Origin of the sequence: Streptomyces zaehneri, from assembly GCF_032248645.1 — a bacterium.
GTDB classification, from domain to species: domain Bacteria; phylum Actinomycetota; class Actinomycetes; order Streptomycetales; family Streptomycetaceae; genus Streptomyces; species Streptomyces coriariae.
Window position 1 is genome coordinate 1 of the sequence record NZ_JASTTJ010000047.1, and the last position, 20,026, is coordinate 20,026.

The window sequence follows — 20,026 nt, forward strand, 5'->3', positions numbered from 1 at the left end:
GTCCTCGGCGAACAGGGCGGGGTTGTCCCAGGTGTGCGTGCCGCCCGGCGTGGCCAGCCACAACTAGGCGTTGTAGTGCCGCAGGTACTACCGGGACCGGTCTCGTGCGTCTGAGGCCCGGCTGAGCCTCAGCGTGACGGGAACGTCCACGACTGGCGGATCCGGTTGCCGAGCAGCTTCCTGCCGTCGCCGTCGCGTAGCCGTAGCCGTAGCCGTCGCCGTCGTCGGCCACGGCTTGCCGGGCCGGCAAAGAACTGGTGAGCCGCTGCCGGGCAGGAGCGCGGCCTCGCCCCGCGAGGGACGAGGCCGCCACCGTCTGCCGAACACGGTTGCTCAGGGCTTCTCCTCCGCGTGGAGGGTGCTCACCTCCTCGGTGCTCAGCGCCCGGTCGACGCCGTGGACCTCGTCGACCGCGCCGTTCCAGAAGTCGACGTTCGCGCCGTCCCAGTGGGCGCGCCCCACGGTCAGCGGACCGGTGCTCGGAAGGGCGGTGCCGCCGGTGGCCGTCGCCGCGAGCTTTCCGTCGACGTACAGCCGGATCTGGTTGCTCGCGGCGTCCCGCACGCCGACCAGGTGGTACCAGCGGCCCGTCTCCGCGGGGACGGCCACCTGGGCGCGGTGCTCGCCGGGCGTGCTGAAGGCGAACGTGCCGTGGCCGTACTGGAGGTAGAAGGAGTTGGCCGTGGCGCGGGAGTCCTGGCTGACCGCGGTGGCGTAGTTGCCGGGGATCGCGTCGAGCCGGACCCAGGCGGCCACCGAGTAGCTGCCGGCGGTGTCGAGCACCGGTCCCGCGGTCTCGGCGTACTGCTTCCGACCGTCGAACCGCAGGGCGCTGCCGCTGACGCCGGGGGTCCAGGAGGCACCCTCGCGGAGGGCGAGAGGCGTGGCGTTCGGGCCCTCGTCCTTCGCGAGGGTGCCGGTGCCCTCGTCGAGGCTCCAGTGTCCGCCGCCCTTCGGCGGCCCCGCGCGGCCCGCGGCGGCGCCGGCGGCGATCACCCTGCGGTTGATCTTCCGCACCTGGCCGGGATCTACCTTTATCTCGCGTCGGTCGTATGTGTACAGGCCGTTCAGCTCGTTCTCCAGGTCGGTGATCTGCGTGTACACCGAACCCGACAGCTCGGCGCCGGCCTGTTCGACATAGAACCGCTCGGTGTTCTCGACGTACTTGCGGGTCAGCTCCTCCTTGGTGTCGACCCCGCTGTAGATCACCGTCGGGGCGCCCGGCCACATGTGGCCCGGCGTGCGCAGGACGAAGCCGCCGTGCTCACCGTCCATCGCCGCCCGGCCGTCGCCGTCGGGGAAGGCGGGGTCGGTGTTGTTGTAGTCGTGGTGGTCGATGATGTCGCCCTTGCCCGAATCACCTTTGGAGTTGCAGCAGTTGACGCCGCTGTGGGCGTTGACGACGCGGGACGGGTCGGCGGCCCGGACGGACTCGGTGATGCGGCCGGTCTCCTCGCGGTTCCACTCGCCCCAGCCCTCGTTGAAGACGATCCAGCCGATGACGGAGGGCGAGTTGTGGTGCTGGCGCACGACCTCCTTGCCCTGGTCGACGAACGCCTTCTGGCCGGTGGCGTTGGTGAGGTTCCCGGAGACGAAGTCCTGCCAGACCAGCAGGCCGAGCCGGTCCGCGTGGTAGAACCAGCGCTGCGGCTCGACCTTGATGTGCTTGCGGACGGCGTTGAAGCCGAGCTTCTTGTGTGCCTCGAGGTCGAAGGCGAGGGCTTCGTCGCTGGGCGCGGTGTAGAGGCCGTCGGGCCAGAACCCCTGGTCGAGGGTGGCGAGGGAGAAGATCGGCTTGCCGTTGAGGACGAGCTTGTCGAAGCCGCCCACCTTCTCGATGCCGACCTCGCGCATGCCGAAGTAGCTGCCGACCCGGTCGGTCGACCTGCCGTCGGTGAGCGTGACGTCGAGGTCGTAGAGGTACGGGTCGTCGGGGCTCCACAGATGCTGCTTCGCCACCGGCAGGCGCAGTTCACGGCCCGCCGGTCCGGTGACCTTGCCGACGACTCTGCCGCGGGTGTCGCGGGCGACGGCCTCGACCCGGGCGGCGGGGGAGGCCTCCTCGGAGTTCACCGTCACCGCGAGGGTGCCGGTGTCGATGTCGGGCGTCGTGACGACGCCGTCGATCGAGGCGGGCGCGACGGGCTCCATCCAGACGGTCTGCCAGATGCCGGACGTCTGGGTGTAGAAGATGCCGCCAGGGTTCGTGGACTGCTTGCCCATGGGCTGGTCGGCGCCTCCGGTGTCGGTGACGGCGACGACGATCTCCTGCGGTCCTGTGCCCTTGAGCGCGTCGGTGATGTCGGCGCTGAAGGCGTTGTAGCCGCCGGTGTGTTCGGCGACCTTCGTGCCGTTGACGTAGACGCGGGCCTGGTAGTCGACGGCGCCGAAGTTGAGCCTGAGCCGGTCGGCCCGGCCGCCCCCGCCGACCTTCCAGCTCTTGGGTACGTCGACGAGCCTGCGGTAGAACATGTGGTCCTCGTGCCGTTCGAGACCGGACAGCTGGGACTCGACCGGGAACGGCACGATGATCGTCTCGTCGAGCTTCTTGCCGAAGACCGGCTCCTGCGCGGCCTCGGCCGCGCCGAACTGCCAGGGGCCGTTGAGGTTCTTCCACTGGGACCGCACCTGCTGGGGGCGTGGGTACTCCGGCAGCGGGTGCTTCTTGTCGAGGTCGTCGCCCCACTCGGTGGTGAGCCGGTGGGTGGAGGCGTTGTCGGCGTAGCGGATGACCTTCGGCACGCTCTCGCCGTCGGCCGTCAGCGCGCCCTCACCGTCGTAGGAGACCCTGACCAGTTGGCTGCGCTGGATCGGCTCCGTGAGGTCGATGCTGAGGGAGGTGGGGTCGCCGGGGACGGCCGTCACCGACCTGATCGGCATGGCGGTCGTGTCGGCCTCGACCTTCAGATGGTCCTTGAGGCCCTGGATGCCGCCCACTCCGCCGTCGAACCGGGCGCGCAGCCGCCGTCCGTTCTCCGCGACCGACATCTCGACCGGGTACACCTCGAAGTCGGCCGGCGGGGTGAACGCGGACATCGGCACGATCTGCCTGGGCATCGTCGGCGTCGACCAGCGCAGGTACATGTTGGCGCCACCGGTGTCCTGGAACAGTTCCAGACGGAAGTCGTGCTGCTCGCCGGCGGTCAGCCGGACGGCGGCGCTGGTCTGCTCCCGGTCCCAGTCACCCACCCAGTGGTCGATGACGGGCCGGTCGTCGACGTAGAGCCGGAAGCCGTTGTCGCCGACGGCGTAGAAGGTGTAGTCACCGGTGGCCGGCGCCTCGATCCGGCCCGTCCAGCGCGCGGTGGTGTGCTCGGTCCGCCCGGTCAACTCCTGGAAGGTACCGGTCAGTCCGGAGAAGTTGATCTGTGGCTCGAGCAGGGTGCCGCCGAGTCGGTCGAAGTCCCGGGCGCCGGGCGCCGACATGCTGAAGTACTCGCCCTTCAGGCCGTGCGTCTCGACGGCGGCCCGTTCGGCGGCGGGGGCCGACGCGCTGCTCGGCGGCTCCGCGGCCGCCGCGGTGGGAAGCAGCCCGCTCGGGGGCAGGATCAGGGCGGCCGCGGCGAGCAGCGCCCACACTCTGGCTCTGGGGCGGGTGGCGTGTCGTGTCATCGAACCCTTCCTCGTACAGAGGCCGTGACCACGCCCGGCGGGAGTGAGGGCTCCTGGCCGGGAGCCCGCTGAGGACAACTGCACACCGGTGACGGGACGCTCGGTCAAGCGGCCTTTTCAACGTTGGAAATCCTGTGACAGCGGTATGACAGCACGCTCACAGGGGAGTGTCCAGACCTCACGCAGCACCCTGTCCGCCGCCGTTCCCAGCCGCCACGGTCAAGGTGGTGCGAAGCCGTCGCCCTCGACGGGGCGGGCCCGCAGCCTGCCTGCCGCACCCTCGTGGGCTTCGCCGCGGCCCGGCGAAGGGATACGGCCGGTCAGCGGCTTCTGCGTGCGGAGCGGGGCCGATCGGGGCTGGTCGGCTCGACGCAGCGGGGCTGGACGTGCTCGTAGAGCATCGTGGTCTGCACGTCGGCGACCTCGCGGCGCTCGGTGAGGCGATCGACGACGAAGGCGTACACGCTGTCGACATCCGGGACGGCGACGTGGACGAGGAAGTCGTACGGGCCCGAGGTGACGTGGTCGCCGACGCCGACCGGCCTCCCGGCCTGGCCGCCGACGCCGCCATCCGCGCCGCCGCCCCCGCGGTAGCGTCGTTCCCCGGTCTGTCGCGGTGGTGCCCGACAGGGGACGCTCTTCGAGTGGCGCGGGGCCGCGGACGGGCTGCTCACCCCCGTGGGAGCAGCCCGTCCGCGGTGAGCGCAAGGAGCACCGTGAGGAGTGTCCTTCGCGCCGTGGACGGGTTCACACGCACCAGTTGTCCGAGGCGACGTCGTGCCCGTACACGGTGTTCGCCGGGGAGCCGTCCTACCAGCCCCGGCCGAGCGCGAGGCGATTCGTGTGGTCGCCGTGGACCACGCCGGGGTCGCCCGAGCCGCCCACGCCGAGTCGGCCGCACGGTCCTCCGGACGGACGGTCCGCAATCCGCTTCGATCTCAGTGTTCCTCCATCAGCCGGCGGCCCGCCCGCGGGATTCAAGTCCGCGTGTGGTGAAGCGGGTCGGTTGCCGGGATCACGGTGCACCGGGGAGGTGGTCGACGACCTTGCGTAAACCTTGCTCCGCAGGTGGCCGGGTGATTGGGTGACGCCTGGTGGGGACGGGCGATGCGCGCAGGGTGGGGCGGGGGAGACGGCGTGACGGGATTTCGGCTGCTGGGGCCTGTGGAGTTATGGGCGGCGGGCCGCCCTGTGGATCTGGGCCCCGCCAAACGGCGTACGGTGCTGGCGGCGCTGCTGGTCGACGCGGGCCGCTGGGTGGCGGCCGAGACGCTGATCGACCGGGTCTGGGGCGAGGACCCGCCCGCACAGGTGCGCGCCACGCTCTACGCCCACATCGCCCGGGTGCGCCGTGTCCTTCTGGACACGGCCCCGCACCTCACCGGCGGCGCCGAAGTCCCGCCCACCGCACCGTCGTTGCTGCGCGGATCGGGAGGCTACCGGCTCGACGTGCCCAGTGACCTGGTCGACGTGCACCGTTTCCGGAGCCTGGTCGAGCGGGCCCGGCGGACCGACCGCTCCGATGCGGTACGGGTGGCGACCCTGCGGGAGGCGATGGGCCTGTGGCAGGGCGAGCCGCTGGCCGGACTGCCCGGCGACTGGGCGGCACGCACCCGGGAGAGCTGGCTGCATCAGCGCCTCGACGCCGTCCTGGCCTGGGCGGACGCCGAACTCCGCGTCGGCGGCCACGTCGTGGTGGTCGACACGCTGTCGGTCCTGGTCGCCGAGCACCCGCTGACCGAGCCGCTCGCCGTGGCGTTGATGCGGGGGCTGCACGCCGCCGGGCGCGCCCCGGAGGCGCTCGCCTGCTACGCAGCCCTGCGAAAGCGGCTGGCCGACGAACTGGGAACCGCTCCGGGAGCCGAGGCGCGGCGGGAACACGCGGCGATCCTGAGCGGGCGGGCAGCCGCACCGACCGCCCGTCGCACACCGCCCGACACAGGCACGAGCACGGCCACCGGCACCGGCACCGGCACCGGCATCGGGAGCGTCGGAGCCGTGCCCGCACAACTGCCCATGGAAGCAGCGGGGTTCACCGGCCGCGAGGAGGAACTGGCGCGGCTGGAGAAGGTCCTGGTCGCGGCAGCGGAGCGGCCGACGGCGGTGGTGGTCTCGGCGGTGTCCGGGACGGCGGGCGTGGGCAAGACAGCCCTGGCGGTCCACTGGGCGCACCGGGCCCGGGACCGCTTCCCGGACGGTCAGTTGTACGTGAACCTGCGCGGCTACGACCCCGAGCGGCCCATGACCGCCCTCGACGCGCTGGGCCGGTTCCTGACCGCGCTCGGGGTGTCAGGACAGGACATCCCGCCGGAGGCGGACGACCGCGCGGCGCGCTACCGCACCGAGGTCGCGGGCCGGCGCATGCTGATCGTCCTCGACAACGCCGCCACCGCCGAGCAGGTCCGCCCACTGCTGCCCGGCACCGGCTCCTGCGCGGTCCTGGTCACCAGCCGCGACAGCCTCGCCGGGCTGGTCGCACGCGAGGGCGCCCACCGCCTCGACCTCGACCTGCTGCCCGCCGCCGTCGCCCGCGCCCTGCTGCGGCGGCTCGTCGGCCCCCGCGCCGAGGCCGAACCCGCCGCCGTCGACGCCCTCGCCGCGCAGTGCGCCCGACTGCCCCTGGCACTGCGGGTCGCCGCGGAGCTCGCGGCCGCCCGCCCCGCAACCCCGCTCTCCGGCCTCGTCACCGAACTCGCCGACCAGCAGCGGCGGCTGGACCTGCTCGACGCGGACGGCGACCCCCGCGCCGCCGTCGCCGTCGTGTTCTCCTGGTCGCTGCGGCACCTCCCGGCGGACGTGGCGCGCACCTTCCGGCTGCTCGGCCTGCACCCCGGCCCCGACCTCGACGCCCACGCCGCCGCCGCGCTGACCGGCAGCAGCCTGGCGGATGCCCGCCGTGCCCTCGACGCCCTCGCCCGAGCCCATCTGGTCCAGCCCATGGAAGCCGCCCGGTACGGCATGCACGACCTGCTGCGCGCCTACGCCACCCGCCTCGCCACGGCCGAGGACGCGCCGCAGGTCCGCGAGGCGGCGCTCGACCGGCTCTTCGACCACTACCTCGCGACCGCGGCCGCCGCCATGAACTGCCTCCACCCGGCCGAGGCCCACTTACGGCCCGCCGCTCCCGAACCCGCCACGCCCGTGCCCGACCTGTCCGATCCCGACGCCGCGCGCGCCTGGCTTAACACCGAGCGGACGTGTCTGACGGCGGTGTCCGCCCACACCGCCGCCCGCGGCCGGCCCACCCACGCCATCCGGCTCTCCCTCACCCTGTACCGCTACCTCATCAGCGGCCATCACACCGACGGCCTCACGATGCACGGCCACGCCCGGGACGCCGCCCGCCTGATCGCCGACCCGCTGAGCGAGGCCCGGGCGCTGCTCGGCCTCGGCACCGCCTACTGGCAACTGGCCCGACACGAACCGGCACGTCAGCACCTCCAGGAGGCGCTGACGTTGTTCCGGCAGGCCGGTGACCCGACCGGCCAGGCCCGTGCCCTGGTCAACCTCGGCCTCCTCGAGGAACGGCTGGGCCGCTTCCTGCCCGCCGTCGCGTACCTGGAACAGGCGCTGTCGCTGTACCGGAGAGTCGAGGACCGGTGGGGCGAAGCGATCGCCCTCAAGGACCTGGCCTCCGTGGAGGGGCAGTTGGGCCGCTACGGACAGGCCGCCGGTCATCTCCAGCAGGCCCTGACCCTGCTCCGGCTGGCCGGCAACCCTTACCTGGAAGCCCATGCGCTCAACGACCTCGGCACGGTCGAGACGCGACTCGGCCGGCTGGGGTCGGCCGCGCGCCGCCAGGAGCAGGCCCTCGCCCTGTTCCGCGAAGTCGGTGACCGGTACGGCGAGGCCGGGGCGCTGCACAGCCTCGGCGTCGTCCACTCGCGGCGGGACCAGCACGCGCAGGCCGCCGAATGCCAGCGGCAGGCGCTCACCCTCTACTGTCAGAACGGCGACCGGGACGGCGAGGCCAGGGCGCTCAACGGGCTCGGCGAGGCCGTCTGCGCCGCCGGCCGGCCCGCCGAGGCACTCGTCCACCACACCGACGCCCTCGCCATCGCCGAGGACATCGGCAGCCCGGGCCAGCAGGCCCGCGCCCTCGGCGGACTCGGCGCGGCCCATCACGCGCTCGGTGACACCGCCCCCGCCCAGTGCCGCTACGAGCGTGCGCTCACCCTCTACGCCGAACTCGGCATGCCCGAGGCCGACGCGATCAGGACCAGGCTGGCCACGGTGACGGGGCCCCGTCCGTAGCCCCGGCCGGGTCGGTCGGGCCTGCGCACCGCGGCGCCGCACGGCCGCGGCACCTCGATATCGCGGTGCGGCAGTCCCGTCCGCAGGCGGGGCGGGGCGGGTCGAACCGTGAGACAGTCGAGAGAAGGCGCCGGAGTCGGCGAGGCTCGGGCGCGGCGGTCCGAGGCGGTGGCCCCCGCCCGGAGCCGGAGGCGAGCGGTGCCGCAGCGGAGGGATCCGTCATGTCCGAGGCGAGTGAGGCGACCCGGGCCGACCGGGCCCTGAAGGCGAAGCACCGCGCCATGTGGGCGCTGGGCGACTATCCCCTCGTGGCGTCGGACGTCATCCCGGACCTGGGACCGGAGCTCGTGCGCGAGAGCGGTGTCCAGCCGGGGACCCGGGTGCTCGACGTCGCGGCCGGTTCGGGGAACGCCGCCATTCCCGCGGCCCTCGCCGGGGCCGACGTGGTGGCGGTGGACCTGACCCCGGAACTCCTGGAGGCCGGCCGCCGGCTCGCCGCCGAGCGCGGTGCCGAGCTGGAGTGGCGCGAGGGCGACGCCGAGGAACTGCCTTTCGCGGACGCGGAATTCGACACCGTGGTGTCCTGCGTAGGCGTCATGTTCGCTCCGCACCACCAGCGGGCCGCCGACGAACTGGTGCGCGTCTGCCGACCCGGCGGGAAGATCGGCCTCGTCAACTGGACTCCGGAAGGCTTCGTCGGGCAGATGTTCGCCGCCATGCGCCCGTACGCGCCCCCGCCGCCGCCCGGAGCGCAGCCGGCGCCGCTGTGGGGCGACGAGGGTCACGTGCGTTCTCTGCTCGGCGACCGCGTGACCGGCGTCGACGCCCGTCGGCGGTCGCTGCGCGTCGACGTGTTCTCCGGGCCGGAGGACTTCCGGGACTTCTTCAAACGCTGCTACGGCCCGGCCCTCGCCGTCTACGCCGCCATCGCCGACGACCCCGACAAGGTGAGCGCCCTCGACACGGCGCTCGTGGACCTGGCCGCCCGGCACCTCGCGGACGGGGCCATGGAATGGGAGTACTCGCTGGTCACGGCCGACAGGTCCCCCGACTAGAGGAGGTCGTACGGCGCCCGCGTTCGAGGGGGCGATCCGTGTAGTGGGCGCGCAGTGGACATCGGACGATCGCCGTTGCGCTCCGGGAACCTCATCGCCGGAGCGGAACGGCGAGGGCGCGGCGCGGCGGGCCCCCGCTCTCGGGCGCCCACCGCTCATGCTCAGTAGGCGTCGCGTCGTCCCGTCGCCCCGTTCGGGGTGCCGGTGATCGTGAACTGCGAGCCCGGTTCGATGAGTACGTCACCCTGGGCCGAGCCGGTGATCGTCACGCCGGACAGGGTGGCGCTGCCGCGGGCGCCGCTCATCGCGAGGATGCCGGAGCCGTTGTTGGACCTGTCGATGCGCACGTTCGTGATCTTCACGCCCGGCATCGCGCCGCCACCCGTCTTGAACTGGATGCCGTCGTACGTCGAGTCGTGGATCTCGGTGTCCCGGATGGTGACGCCCGGGATGTCCTGGCCCTGGGCGAACAGGGTGATCGCGCCGAACTCCTGGTCCTCGTTCCAGAACGCGCCGCCCGTGCGGTACAGGGCGTTGCCCGCGATCAGGGTCTCACCGGTGAAGGGCAGCGGGTCGTGGTCGGTGGCCAGCATGATGCCCGGGTAGTTCATGGTGTCGGAGACGACGTTGTTCTCGATGGTGTTGCCGTAACCGCCGTACACCGCGATGCCGTTGGCCCGCCAGGGCAGCTGGATCGTGTTGTTGCGGAAGTGGTTGTCGTGGCCGACGTCCACCGAGGTGTCCTTCACGTACTTGCTGGCCCACACGGCGAGCGCGTCGTCGCCGGTGTTGCGGAAGGAGGAGTTGTGGACGGTCGAGTTGCGGGTGCCGTTGGCGAAGTTGATGCCGTCGGCGTAGGTGTCGCGGACGCGCACCCCGGAGAACTCCAGCCCGTCGCCGGGGCCCCACAGTTCGGGGATGTTGGAGTAGTCGCGGCCCACCCAGACACCGACGTTGGCGTGCTCGATCCACACGTTGGTGATCTTCGTGCCCTTGCCGAAGCGGCCGTTGAGACCGACGCCGCCCTCGGCGTTGCCGTCGCCGCCGCGGATGGTGCCCGAGCCGAAGACGGCGATGTCGGAGATCTGGGTGTTGGAGTCGATGTCGAAGCCGAAGTTGCCCTCGTGCGGGTGGTTGATGCCGCCCGCCTCCTGGGGCGGGGTCAGGGTGTACAGCTGGGAGTGCCACATGCCCGCGCCGCGGATGGTGACGTCCCGGATGCCCACCTGGTTGAACTGCCCCCGGTTCAAAGGGTCGTCGGTCAAAATCTTCTGCTCCTGACGCCACTGCCCGGCCGGGATCCACACACAGGAGATCTGGCCGTTCTGGTCGGCGGTGACCGCGCGCTGGAGGGCGTCGGTGTCGTCGAGACCGTCGTTCGGCACGGCGCCGTACTCGGTGATCGAGGTGCAGGAGGCCGGCTTGGACGCGGCGGGAGCCACCTGCTCCAGGTCGACCAGGTCGATCACCTGGAAGGCGGCCGAGTCGCCCGCGTCGCGCTGGAGGCGGAACACGGTGCCCGCCGGGTAGCTCTTGGACAGCAGCGCGTGTGACTCGTCGAACAGGCGCCGCGCGTCACCGCCGGGCCGGTTGGTCAGTCCCTCAGGGTCGTCGGTGGTGCCGTACAGCCAGCTGTGCTTGGACGACAGGGTCAGCTTCTGCACGAAGGCGCCGTCGGCGTACAGGCTGACGGTGGCGTCCGCGCCGCCGCCGGACGCGGAGTCCGGCACGGAGTTGCGCACCACGAGGGAGTTGGCCGCGTCGGTGGAGGTGAACTCCACGTACTGGCCGGTCGAGGTGAGCCGGACCGACCTGCGGCCGGAGGACTCGGTGGCGAAGTCGGTGTGCCCGAAGGTGCGCTGGGCGTCGGCGGTGAGGAGGGTTCCGGTGTACCGCCCGTCCTCCGCCTCGTACTCGGTGTAGGGCACGGCGGCGCCGCGGCCGACCACCAGGGACTTGGTGAGGACGTTGTTGTTCTCGTTCGTCTCGGCGACGCTCCCGGTGGCGTCGGCGGTCGCGGTGAGGGTCGCCCCGCCCGCGGCGGCCGTCCAGGTCCCGCTGATCGCCACGTTCACCGTGGCGTCGGGGGCCACCTGGCCGGTGGTGCCGTCGAGGGTGGTCGAGCCGGCCTGGACCCGGGTCACCGAGCCGGCCGGAGCGGCGCTGATCCCGCGGTTGTGCACGGCGACGGTGAAGGAGACGGCCTGGCCGACGGACGGGTTGGCCGGGCTGGTGGTGATCGAGGCCACCTCCAGGTCGGGGCCGGGCGCCTGGGTGACGACCAGTCTGTTCGAGGCCGTACGGCTGTTGTTGCTGTCGTCCAGCTCCGGGACGGTGTTCCGGGGGTCGACGACGGCCGACACGCCGTAACTGCCCGACGCACGGGTACCGGTGGCGACGTCCACGGTCGCCGAGGCGCCCGGGTCCAGTGCCGGAACGGCGGCGCTGCCCGCGACCGTGCCCTCCACACTGACCTCGACGGTGGTGGCGGCGGAGCGCGCGGTGCCCGCGTTGCGCACGGTGGCCTTGACGGTGACCGCGTCCCGCTCGCTGGGCGCGGCCGGCGTCCAGTCGAGCGTGGTGACCGTCAGGTCGGGCGCGGGGGCGGCGGTGCCCACGACCTGGAACTCGGCGACCTGCCCGCCGGGCGCACCGGAGTTGGCGGTGAAGTGCAGCCGTACGTCGGACCAGCGGCCGCTGACCGGGACGGTCACCGTGTTGCCGCTCGCCGGGCTGAAGGAGTACGACTTCGCGGCGGCCAGCGAGGTGAAGCCGCTCGCGGACCGCTGCCTGCCGAGGACCTGGACGGTCTGGGTGCGGGCCGCCCACACCGGGGCGGGGTCGAGCTTGAGGACCACGTCGGTCACATCGGCGTCGGCGCCCAGCTCGACGGTGAGGTCCGAGGGCTGACCGGCCGCCTCCCAGTAGGTGGAGACGGAGTCGTCGGTGGCGTTGGCGGCCACGTAGGACTGGGTGGAGGAGGTGGCCTCGGCCGGCTTGTTGCGGGCCAGGTTGGTGCCGGCCGGCGGCGGGTCGCCCGGGTCCGTGCCGCCGTCCTCGCCGTACACCTCCAGCTCGGAGAGCTGCGCGGCGTTCCAGCCGGTGTTGCCGGAGACGTTGACGCGGACGTACCGCACGTCCGCCGGGGCGGCCAGGGCGACGGACACCGTGTTGGCCTGGGCGGGGTCGAACACGCGGACCGCGGAGGCCGCGAGGGTGCTGAAGCCGGAGCCGTCGCCGCTGCCCTGCAACGACAGGGTCTCGTTGCGGCTGCCCCACCCGGTGGGGAGTTTGAGCACCACCCGGTCCACCTCCCGGGCCGCGCCGAGGTCGACCTGCGCCCACTGCGGGAAGGACCCCGCCGGGCCCTCCCAGTAGGAGGCCTGGACACCGTCGGTGAGGTTGCGGGCGGGGTATTCGGCGTGCGCGCCGCCCGCCGTGGCGGGGCGGCCGAGGGCGAGGTTGACGTCGGCCGCGTCGGGAGCCGCCTGGGCGGGGGAGGCGAAGGCCAGCGGAAGCAGGCCGGTCGACAGGAGCCCGGCGACGACCGCGGCGGTCACGGGCCGACGGCCCGGTGGTCTCCAACTCATGAGGTCCTCTGTTCGGTCGGTGAACACGGGGGAGGGCACGGCGGGGCGGCCCCTGGAGGTGCGGGGAGACGCGGGAGACGCGGGGAGGAGCGTGCGAGCGGTCCCGAGGGAGCCGACCCGAGGTGGGAAGCGCCTGCCGTGCACGTAAATTGAGTTGAACAGTCGATTCTTTGCGGAAAGTACGCCCACAGGTTTCTAGCGTGTCTCCGCTTTGTCAACGGTCCCGGCAGTAGCGGGAGTTGACCACGCAAGCGACTTGCGTTGCTTGCGGATCCGCTTGCGTCATCGTGAAAGCCCGCACGAAAGTCGCTGATCCCGGCGCCTTCACAGGTCGTCCAGGGGATGAGCGGCTCGGAGCCGCCACAGTCCCGACGGTGGACGAACCCCTGTCGGTCTGCAACTGTCTGAGCGATTCACGCAAAAGCGGTGCCCTGTCCCGCACATTGAGGCGTGTCCGGCGCACCGTCGAGCCGACCCATCAGGCAACCGCGTCCCTCCGCGCCACGGCGGACGGGACGGAGACCGGGGAGAGATGAGACCGAAGCGCAGGGGATGGCGGGCCATGGCCGTCGTCCTCACGACCAGCCTGCTGATGCTGGGCGCGTCGTCACTGACCGACGCCTCGGCGGCCGACGGCCCCAACCTCGCTGCCGGACGGCCCACCGCGGCCGGCAGCGCACACGCCGAGTACGCCGCCCGCAACATCACCGACGGCGACCAGGGCACCTACTGGCAGAGCGCGGGCGGCGACCTGCCGCAATGGGTCCAGACCGACCTCGGCTCAACCGCCGTCACCGGCTACGACGTCTACGCCGACGACGAACCGCTGACCTCGGTCGCCGGCAACGCCACCACCTGCACCGACACCCGGCCCGCGAGCGCCACGGTCTCCTACTTCGTGCGCGCCGAGGACGCCGCCGGTAACGTCTCCGGCGTCAGCAACACCGTCAGGCCGGCCAGGGGCCGGCGGTCGGGGAGGTCACCTTCAACGGACTGCGCCTGAACGGCAACGCCGTGGACATCCGGAACACCACCTCCACCTTCAAGATCAACATCAATCCCTGAACGCCGGTCCGCAAGAGAGCCATGGATCCTGACGGAAACTGAACATTGTGGCCCTGGCTGGCGCAAGCCGTTTGCGCGGCTTGCGCTAGCCTTGCGCCCATGACGCGACGACTTGCTCAGGTTGCCAAGAAGGTAGGGGTCAGTGAAGCCACCGTCAGCCGGGTGCTCAACGGCAAGCCGGGGGTCTCCGAGACCACCCGTCAGTCGGTGCTGACGGCGCTGGACGTGCTCGGCTACGAGCGCCCCACCCAGCTGCGCGGCGAACGCGCCCGCCTGGTGGGACTCGTCCTGCCGGAGCTGCAGAACCCGATCTTCCCGCTGTTCGCCGAGGTCATCGGCGGCGCACTGGCCCAGCAGGGGCTGACGCCCGTGCTGTGCACCCAGACCAAGGGCGGCGTCTCCGAGGCGGACTACGTCGATCTCCTGCTTCAGCAGCACGTCTCCGGTGTGGTCTTCGCCGGCGGGCTGTTCGCGCAGGCCGACGCCCCGCACGAGCACTACCGGCAGCTCGCCGAACGGCGCATCCCGGTGGTCCTGATCAACGCGCCCATCGAGGAGCTGGACTTCCCCTGCGTCTCCTGCGACGACGCCGTCGCGGTGGAACAGGCCTGGCGCCACCTCTCCCTGCTGGGCCACGAGCGCATCGGGGTCGTCCTCGGGCCCCGTGACCACATCCCCTCCCGGCGCAAGCTCGCCGCCGCCCAGGCCGCCGCCGAGGCGGCCGGCTCCCCGCTCCCCGACGACCGGGTGGAGCGCTCGATGTTCTCCCTGGAAGGCGGCCAGGCGGCCACCTCGCGGCTGCTGGAGCGCGGGGTCACCGGCATCATCTGCGCCAGCGACCCGCTGGCCCTCGGCGCCATCAGGGCCGCCCGGCGGCGCGGCCTCGCGGTGCCCGAGCAGGTGTCCGTCATCGGCTTCGACGACTCCGCCTTCATGAACTGCACGGAGCCCCCGCTGTCCACCGTGCGCCAGCCCATCGAGGCCATGGGGCGTGCCGCCGTGGAGCTGCTGTGCACCCAGATCCAGGGCGGCGAAGTGCCGCCCGGTGAGCTGCTGTTCGAGCCCGAACTGGTCGTGCGCGGCTCCACGGCCCAGGCGCCGCGCGACTGACGGAGACCACCCCGTCGTTCGGCACGCCCTTCACGTACGCCGCTCCTCGCGTACGTCGCCCGCCGCGTCATCGGCCGGCCCACGGACCCTCGTGGGCCGGCCGTGTCATGTCATCGCCGGTCCGACGCCGCGCGTCCGGGAAGCGGTACGTGATGTTCCGTACTCGACACCTACTTGCAGGGAATCGCCGGGTGTCAGCTGCTCCATCTGCGTTGCTCTGTCAAGCAATTGCGAAATCAGCGCGGGATATTGCGCACCCTTGTTGGCGAGGGCGGCGCGACCCTCATCTACCTGGCCGCGCTCCAGAGCGTCCCGGGCGAACTGTACGAGGCCGCCGAACTCGACGGGGCCGGCCTGCTGCGCAAGGTGTGGCACGTGACGATCCCGCAGACCCGGCTGATCCTGGCGCTGATGCTGCTCATGCAGATCATCGCCACCATGCAGGTCTTCATCGAGCCCTTCCTGCTGACCGGCGGCGCCGGACCCGAGGGGTCCACCACGACCGTCGTCTACCTGATCTACCAGTACGCCTTCAACTTCAACAACTACGGTGCCGCGGCGGCGCTCGGCCTGATCCTGCTCGTCACGCTGGCCGTCTTCTCGGCCGTGTACGCCAGGCTCAACCGCGCCACCGAAGAGTAGGACCGGGGGAGACACGGACATGTCCACACGCACGCTCATCTCGCCCGCAGCCCTCGCCCGTCCGCGCGGGAGGCTGCTCTACTGGCTGTGTTTCGCGCTCGTCGTCGCCCTGTTCACGCTGGCCTTCCTCGGCCCGCTGTACTGGATGGCGTCGGGCGGGCTCAAGACCACCCAGGAAGCCGTCCAGACACCCCCGACCTGGGTGCCCGGCTCCGTCCACCCGGAGAACTACCAGCGGGCCTGGGAGGTGATGGACCTCGCCCGGCTGCTCCTGAACACCCTGTACTACGCGTTCGGCGCGCTCGCCTTCCAGCTGGTGCTGGACGTCGCCGCCGCCTACTCCCTGTCCAAGCTGCGGCCCGCCCTGGGCAAGGCGATCCTCGGGCTGATGCTCGTCACCCTGATGATCCCGGCGACCGTCCTCGTCGTCCCGCAGTACCTCACCGTGCTGGACATGCCGATCGTCGAGCGCAACCTGCTCAACTCGCCCTGGGCGATCTGGCTGCCCTCGGTGACCAACGCCTTCAACATCTTCCTGCTGAAGCGGTTCTTCGACTCCATCCCGAAGGAACTCCTGGACGCGGCCGCCATGGACGGCGCGGGTCCGCTGCGCGTCCTGTGGTCGGTCGTCCTGCCGATCTCCCGGCCCATCCTCGGCGTGGTGTCGATCTTCGCGGTCGTCGGTGTCTGGAAGGACTTCCTCTGGCCGATGCTGGTGCTGCCCGACCCCACCGGCCAGACCCTCGCCGTCGGCATCTACTCGCTCGCCACCAGCGTGCCCGAGAACGTCCTGATAGCCGCCCTCACCATCGCGTCCCTGCCGACCCTGCTGCTGTTCCTTCTCTTCCAGCGCAACATCATGAGCGGACTGACCGCGGGCGGCCTCAAGGGCTGAAGCCGACCAGTCCGCCCGGCGCCCGGCGTTCCCCGGCTCCTCCCGCCGGCCGTGGCTGCCGCGCCCGCCCGGCCCGTCGGTACCCCTTCCGATCCTCTGCCGCCGCCCCGTATCCGACGCCCCGCTGTCCGGGGCGGCGGCGGAGAACCACCCCTGCCCCGAAAGGACCGTCACGTGGCAGCCCCGCACCCCGACAGGACCCCCGCCCCCACGGACGACTGGTGGCGTGGCGCTGCCATCTACCAGGTGTATCCCCGCAGTTTCGCCGACGGCGACGGCGACGGCACGGGGGACCTGGCGGGCGTACGGGCGAGACTGCCCTATCTCGCCGAACTGGGCGTCGACGCCGTCTGGTTCACCCCCTGGTACCTGTCCCCGCTCGCCGACGGCGGCTACGACGTCGCCGACTACCGCACCATCGACCCCGCCTTCGGCACCCTCGACGAGGCCGAGAAGCTGATCGGAGAGGCCCGCGCCCTCGGCATCCGCACCATCGTCGACATCGTTCCCAACCACGTCTCCGACCAGCACCGGTGGTTCCGGGCCGCGCTCGCCGCCGGACCCGGCAGCCCCGAGCGCAAGCTGTTCCACTTCCGCCCCGGACGCGGCGAGCACGGCGAACTCCCGCCCAACGACTGGCCGTCGCAGTTCGCCGGCCGGACCTGGACCCGGGTCGAGGACGGCGAGTGGTACCTGCACCTGTTCACCCCCCAGCAGCCCGACCTCAACTGGGCCCACCCGGCGGTCCGCGAGGAGCACGAGGACGTCCTGCGCTTCTGGTTCGAGCGGGGTGTGGCCGGCGTCCGCATCGACTCGGCCGCCCTGCCCGCCAAGGACCCCGACCTGCCGGACTTCGTCGAGGGCCGCGACCCCCACCCGTACATCGACCGCGACGAACTGCACGAGATCTACCGCTCCTGGCGGAGTGTCGCCGACGCCTACGACGGTGTCTTCGTCGGCGAGGTCTGGCTGCCGGACGCCGAGCGCTTCGCGCGCTACCTGCGCCCCGACGAGCTGCACACCGCCTTCAACTTCAACTTCCTGGCCTGCCCCTGGGACGCGGACCGGCTGCGCGCGGCCATCGACGACACCCTGGCCGAGCACGCCCCGGTCGGCGCGCCCGCCACCTGGGTGCTGTGCAACCACGACGTGACCCGCACGGTCACCCGCTACGGCCGTGCGGACACCGGATTCGACTTCGCGGCCAAGGAGTACGGCACCCCGACCGACCTGGCGCTCGGCACCCGCCGGGCCCGCGCCGCCGCCCTCCTCACCCTCGCGCTGCCCGGCTCCGTCTACCTGTACCAGGGCGAGGAACTCGGCCTGCCCGAGGCGGACATCCCACGCGAGCGCATCCAGGACCCGATGCACTTCCGCTCCGCAGGCGCCGACCCCGGCCGTGACGGCTGCCGGGTCCCGCTGCCGTGGACCGCCGACGCCCCGTACGCGGGTTTCGGTTCGCGCGCCGAGCCCTGGCTGCCGCAACCCGCGGGCTGGTCCGCGTACGCGGCCGACCTCCAGGCCGCCGACCCCGGCTCGATGCTGGTCCTCTACCGCACCGCGCTGCGGCTGCGCCGTACCGAGCCGGGCCTCGGCGACGGCCCGCTGGAGTGGCTGCCCGCCCCGGCCGGGGTCCTCGCGTTCCGCCGGGCGCCCGGCCTGGTCTGCGTGGTCAACCTGACCGCCGCCCCGGCCACCCTCCCCGAGCATGATCACGTCCTGCTCGCCAGCGGCCCCCTGGACGCCACGGGCCGGTTGCCGGGCGACACCGCGATCTGGCTGCGCGCATGAGCGACCCGCACACCGTCACCGGGCCGGGGCAGGCGTCCGGGCCTGCCGGCCGGTCCCGGGCGCCTCGACGTCGGCACCGTGTCCGCCGTCGCCGTGCCGCCGTGCCCCTCACCCGGGCCCGACGGCGTGGCCCGCGGATCAGGACTGGCGGGAGTGCAGGGGATCATGGGCGACCTCGTCCGGGCACTTCTCGTGCGGCCGCCGCGTCCGTCTGTCGCGCCGCCAGTCGGCGGTCGCGAGGGCCAGCGACGCTCCCATCCCCGCCAGGGCGGCGACCAGCGCGACGGTGAGGGCGCCGCGGTAGTCGTCACCCTCGCCGAGCGTCAGGTAGTACAGGCCGGGCAGGGCCGCGGTGCCCATCGCGGCGCCGAGGCGCTGACCGGTCTGGAGGGCGCCGCCCGCCGCGCCCGCCATCCGCACCGGGACGTCCCGCAGGGTCATGGTGATGTTCGGCGAGACCACGAAGCCGCCGCCGATGCCGCCGAGGAAGAGCAGCGGGGCCGCCGCCCAGGGGGCGATGCCGAGGGGCGCGAAGCGGAGCAGCAGCGCGGCACCGCCCAGGCCGGTGATCACTCCCGTGAGGCCGCACACGGTGAGCAGCCGGCCGAACCGGTCCACCAGCCTGCCGGCGACGACGGCCGCGCTCGCCGAGCCGATGGCGAAGGGTGTCACGGCGAGGCCGGACCGCAGCGGCGAGAAGCCGAGCCCGCCCTGGTAGAAGAGGGCGAAGACCAGCCAGACGCCGCTGAAGCCGATGAAGTACAGGGTGCCGACCCCGGCGCCGACGGCGTAGCCGCGCACGGTGGTGAACAGGCGAGGATCGAGCAGCGGCTGGGCGTCCCGGGCGACGAGACGCCGCTGCCACCGCACGAAGACGCCGAGCAGCGCGGCGCCGAGGAGGAACAGCCACCACAGGCGGCCCAGCCCGCCGGAGTCCGCCTGGACCAGCGGATACATGAGCGCGAGGACGCCGAGACCGAGGAGCAGGACGCCGGGCACGTCCACGTGTCCCCGGCCCGACGGCCGGGTGCGGGGCAGCAGCCGGCGGCCGAGCAGGACGGCGAGAACGCCGATGGGGACGTTGACGTAGAAGATCCAGCGCCAGCCCTCGGAGCCGGAGGCCAGCGCGAGGATGGCGCCGCCGGTGAGCGGGCCGACGGCGGAGGAGATGCCGACGGTGGCGCCGAAGAAGCCGAAAGCCCGCCCACGCTCGGCGCCGCGGAACATCTGCTGGATGAGCGCGGAGTTCTGCGGAGCCATGAAGCCGGCCGCCAGCCCCTGGGCGAGGCGGGCCACCACCAGCCAGGTGATGTCGGGGGCGGCGCCGCAGGCCGCGCTGAAGATCACGAAGCTGCTCAGGGCCAGCAGGAAGATGCGGCGTCGGTCGAGGGCGTCACCGAGGCGGCCCGCGGTGACCAGGGCGAGGGCGAAGGTGAGGGCATACCCGGAGACCACCCATTGCACCTGGGCGGCGGAAGCGTGCAGCTCGCGCTGGACGGTGGGCAGGGCGACCGCCACGATCGTCACGTCCAGCAGGCTCATGAAACCGGCCACCAGGGTGACCCAGAGAGCCCGCCACCGGTTCGGGTCCTGCTCGGAACCGCTCTCCTGAGCGAACGGACTTCCGTTCTTCGCCGACGCCGTCACAGGGCCTCCTCTCGCCGGGCCGCGTCCGAGAACACCTGCTCACGCGGTGCGGGCGCCCCGTCGTGCCCCCTGTACCCCGGTGCCGTCGTCCGGCACCCCGTGCGCCCAGCCGTGTCCTGAGTGCATTCTGAGCCGCATCGATCCTCCGGCGCACACCGGAGCTACTGCCCCGGATCGCCTGGGGCGCACGGACACGGCGCGCCGGGGTCGTCGCGGCCGGCCCGACGGGGCGACCGGGTTTACGGGCCGAGCACGTCACGTGCGGTGGTGAACAGACGGGCGCGGCGCTCCGTCATGGCGTCCGCCGGCTCGTCGGGATCGGGGACTTTGGTACTTCCGCCGCGGCGGCTGTACGGCGTGCCGCC

The 20,026-nt window shown here is 72.4% G+C and carries 9 protein-coding genes and 2 pseudogenes; 7 read left to right on the plus strand and 4 right to left on the minus strand.

Translation table 11 applies throughout. From position 1 onward, the window contains the following. Positions 1-333: 333 nt before the first annotated feature. Both QQM72_RS39860 and QQM72_RS39865 read right to left on the minus strand, forming a co-directional pair. The gene (locus QQM72_RS39860; RefSeq protein ID WP_314225701.1) at positions 334-3,612 is read right to left on the minus strand and encodes a LamG-like jellyroll fold domain-containing protein; all 3,279 of its coding nucleotides are present in this window, start codon (positions 3,610-3,612) and stop codon (positions 334-336) included. A gap of 320 nt (positions 3,613-3,932) precedes the next feature. Continuing rightward, the gene (locus QQM72_RS39865) at positions 3,933-4,286 is read right to left on the minus strand and encodes an Lrp/AsnC ligand binding domain-containing protein (protein WP_314225702.1); all 354 of its coding nucleotides are present in this window, start codon (positions 4,284-4,286) and stop codon (positions 3,933-3,935) included. Positions 4,287-4,749: 463 nt separating this feature from the next. Here QQM72_RS39865 and QQM72_RS39870 point away from each other — a divergent pair, with 463 nt between their 5' ends. Continuing rightward, positions 4,750-7,866 (plus strand): AfsR/SARP family transcriptional regulator, encoded by a 3,117-nt coding sequence (locus QQM72_RS39870; protein WP_314225703.1) that lies wholly within the window; start codon positions 4,750-4,752, stop codon positions 7,864-7,866. Positions 7,867-8,087: 221 nt separating this feature from the next. Next, positions 8,088-8,921 carry a class I SAM-dependent methyltransferase gene (locus tag QQM72_RS39875; protein ID WP_314225704.1) on the plus strand — a complete coding sequence of 278 codons (834 nt, stop codon included), beginning with the start codon at positions 8,088-8,090 and terminating at the stop codon, positions 8,919-8,921. Positions 8,922-9,082: 161 nt separating this feature from the next. Here QQM72_RS39875 and QQM72_RS39880 read toward each other — a convergent pair whose 3' ends face one another. Then, positions 9,083-12,511 carry a CARDB domain-containing protein gene (locus QQM72_RS39880; protein WP_314225705.1) on the minus strand — a complete coding sequence of 1,143 codons (3,429 nt, stop codon included), beginning with the start codon at positions 12,509-12,511 and terminating at the stop codon, positions 9,083-9,085. A 532-nt stretch (positions 12,512-13,043) separates the two neighbouring features. On the opposite strand from QQM72_RS39880, the pseudogene QQM72_RS41065 reads away from it, so the two are divergent. From QQM72_RS41065 to QQM72_RS39905, 5 genes and pseudogenes are all read left to right on the plus strand, one after another. Further along, positions 13,044-13,460 (plus strand): annotated as a pseudogene (locus QQM72_RS41065) (discoidin domain-containing protein); the annotation flags it as partial. A 215-nt stretch (positions 13,461-13,675) separates the two neighbouring features. Beyond that, positions 13,676-14,686: a LacI family DNA-binding transcriptional regulator gene (locus QQM72_RS39890; RefSeq protein ID WP_314225706.1), complete on the plus strand. Its 1,011-nt coding sequence runs from the start codon at positions 13,676-13,678 to the stop codon at positions 14,684-14,686. Positions 14,687-14,950: 264 nt separating this feature from the next. Continuing rightward, positions 14,951-15,328: pseudogene (locus QQM72_RS39895) on the plus strand (carbohydrate ABC transporter permease); the annotation flags it as partial. 19 nt (positions 15,329-15,347) lie between these two features. Beyond that, positions 15,348-16,223, plus strand: coding sequence for a carbohydrate ABC transporter permease (locus QQM72_RS39900; protein ID WP_314225707.1), 876 nt, complete (start codon positions 15,348-15,350; stop codon positions 16,221-16,223). A gap of 174 nt (positions 16,224-16,397) precedes the next feature. Beyond that, on the plus strand, positions 16,398-18,014 hold the full coding sequence (locus tag QQM72_RS39905; protein WP_314225708.1) for a glycoside hydrolase family 13 protein: 1,617 nt from the start codon (positions 16,398-16,400) through the stop codon (positions 18,012-18,014). 138 nt (positions 18,015-18,152) lie between these two features. On the opposite strand, the gene QQM72_RS39910 is transcribed toward QQM72_RS39905, so the two are convergent. Continuing rightward, positions 18,153-19,661 (minus strand): MFS transporter, encoded by a 1,509-nt coding sequence (locus tag QQM72_RS39910; protein ID WP_314225709.1) that lies wholly within the window; start codon positions 19,659-19,661, stop codon positions 18,153-18,155. Positions 19,662-20,026 lie beyond the last annotated feature (365 nt).

What these genes read in the sequence shown, in the direction of transcription:
- QQM72_RS39880 (WP_314225705.1), bottom strand. Translation starts at nt 12,511, where the DNA reads ATGAGTTGGAGACCACCGGGCCGTCGGCCCGTGACCGCCGCGGTCGTC.
- QQM72_RS39900 (WP_314225707.1), top strand. Translation starts at nt 15,348, where the DNA reads ATGTCCACACGCACGCTCATCTCGCCCGCAGCCCTCGCCCGTCCGCGC.
- QQM72_RS39875 (WP_314225704.1), top strand. Translation starts at nt 8,088, where the DNA reads ATGTCCGAGGCGAGTGAGGCGACCCGGGCCGACCGGGCCCTGAAGGCG.
- QQM72_RS39890 (WP_314225706.1), top strand. Translation starts at nt 13,676, where the DNA reads ATGACGCGACGACTTGCTCAGGTTGCCAAGAAGGTAGGGGTCAGTGAA.
- QQM72_RS39860 (WP_314225701.1), bottom strand. Translation starts at nt 3,612, where the DNA reads ATGACACGACACGCCACCCGCCCCAGAGCCAGAGTGTGGGCGCTGCTC.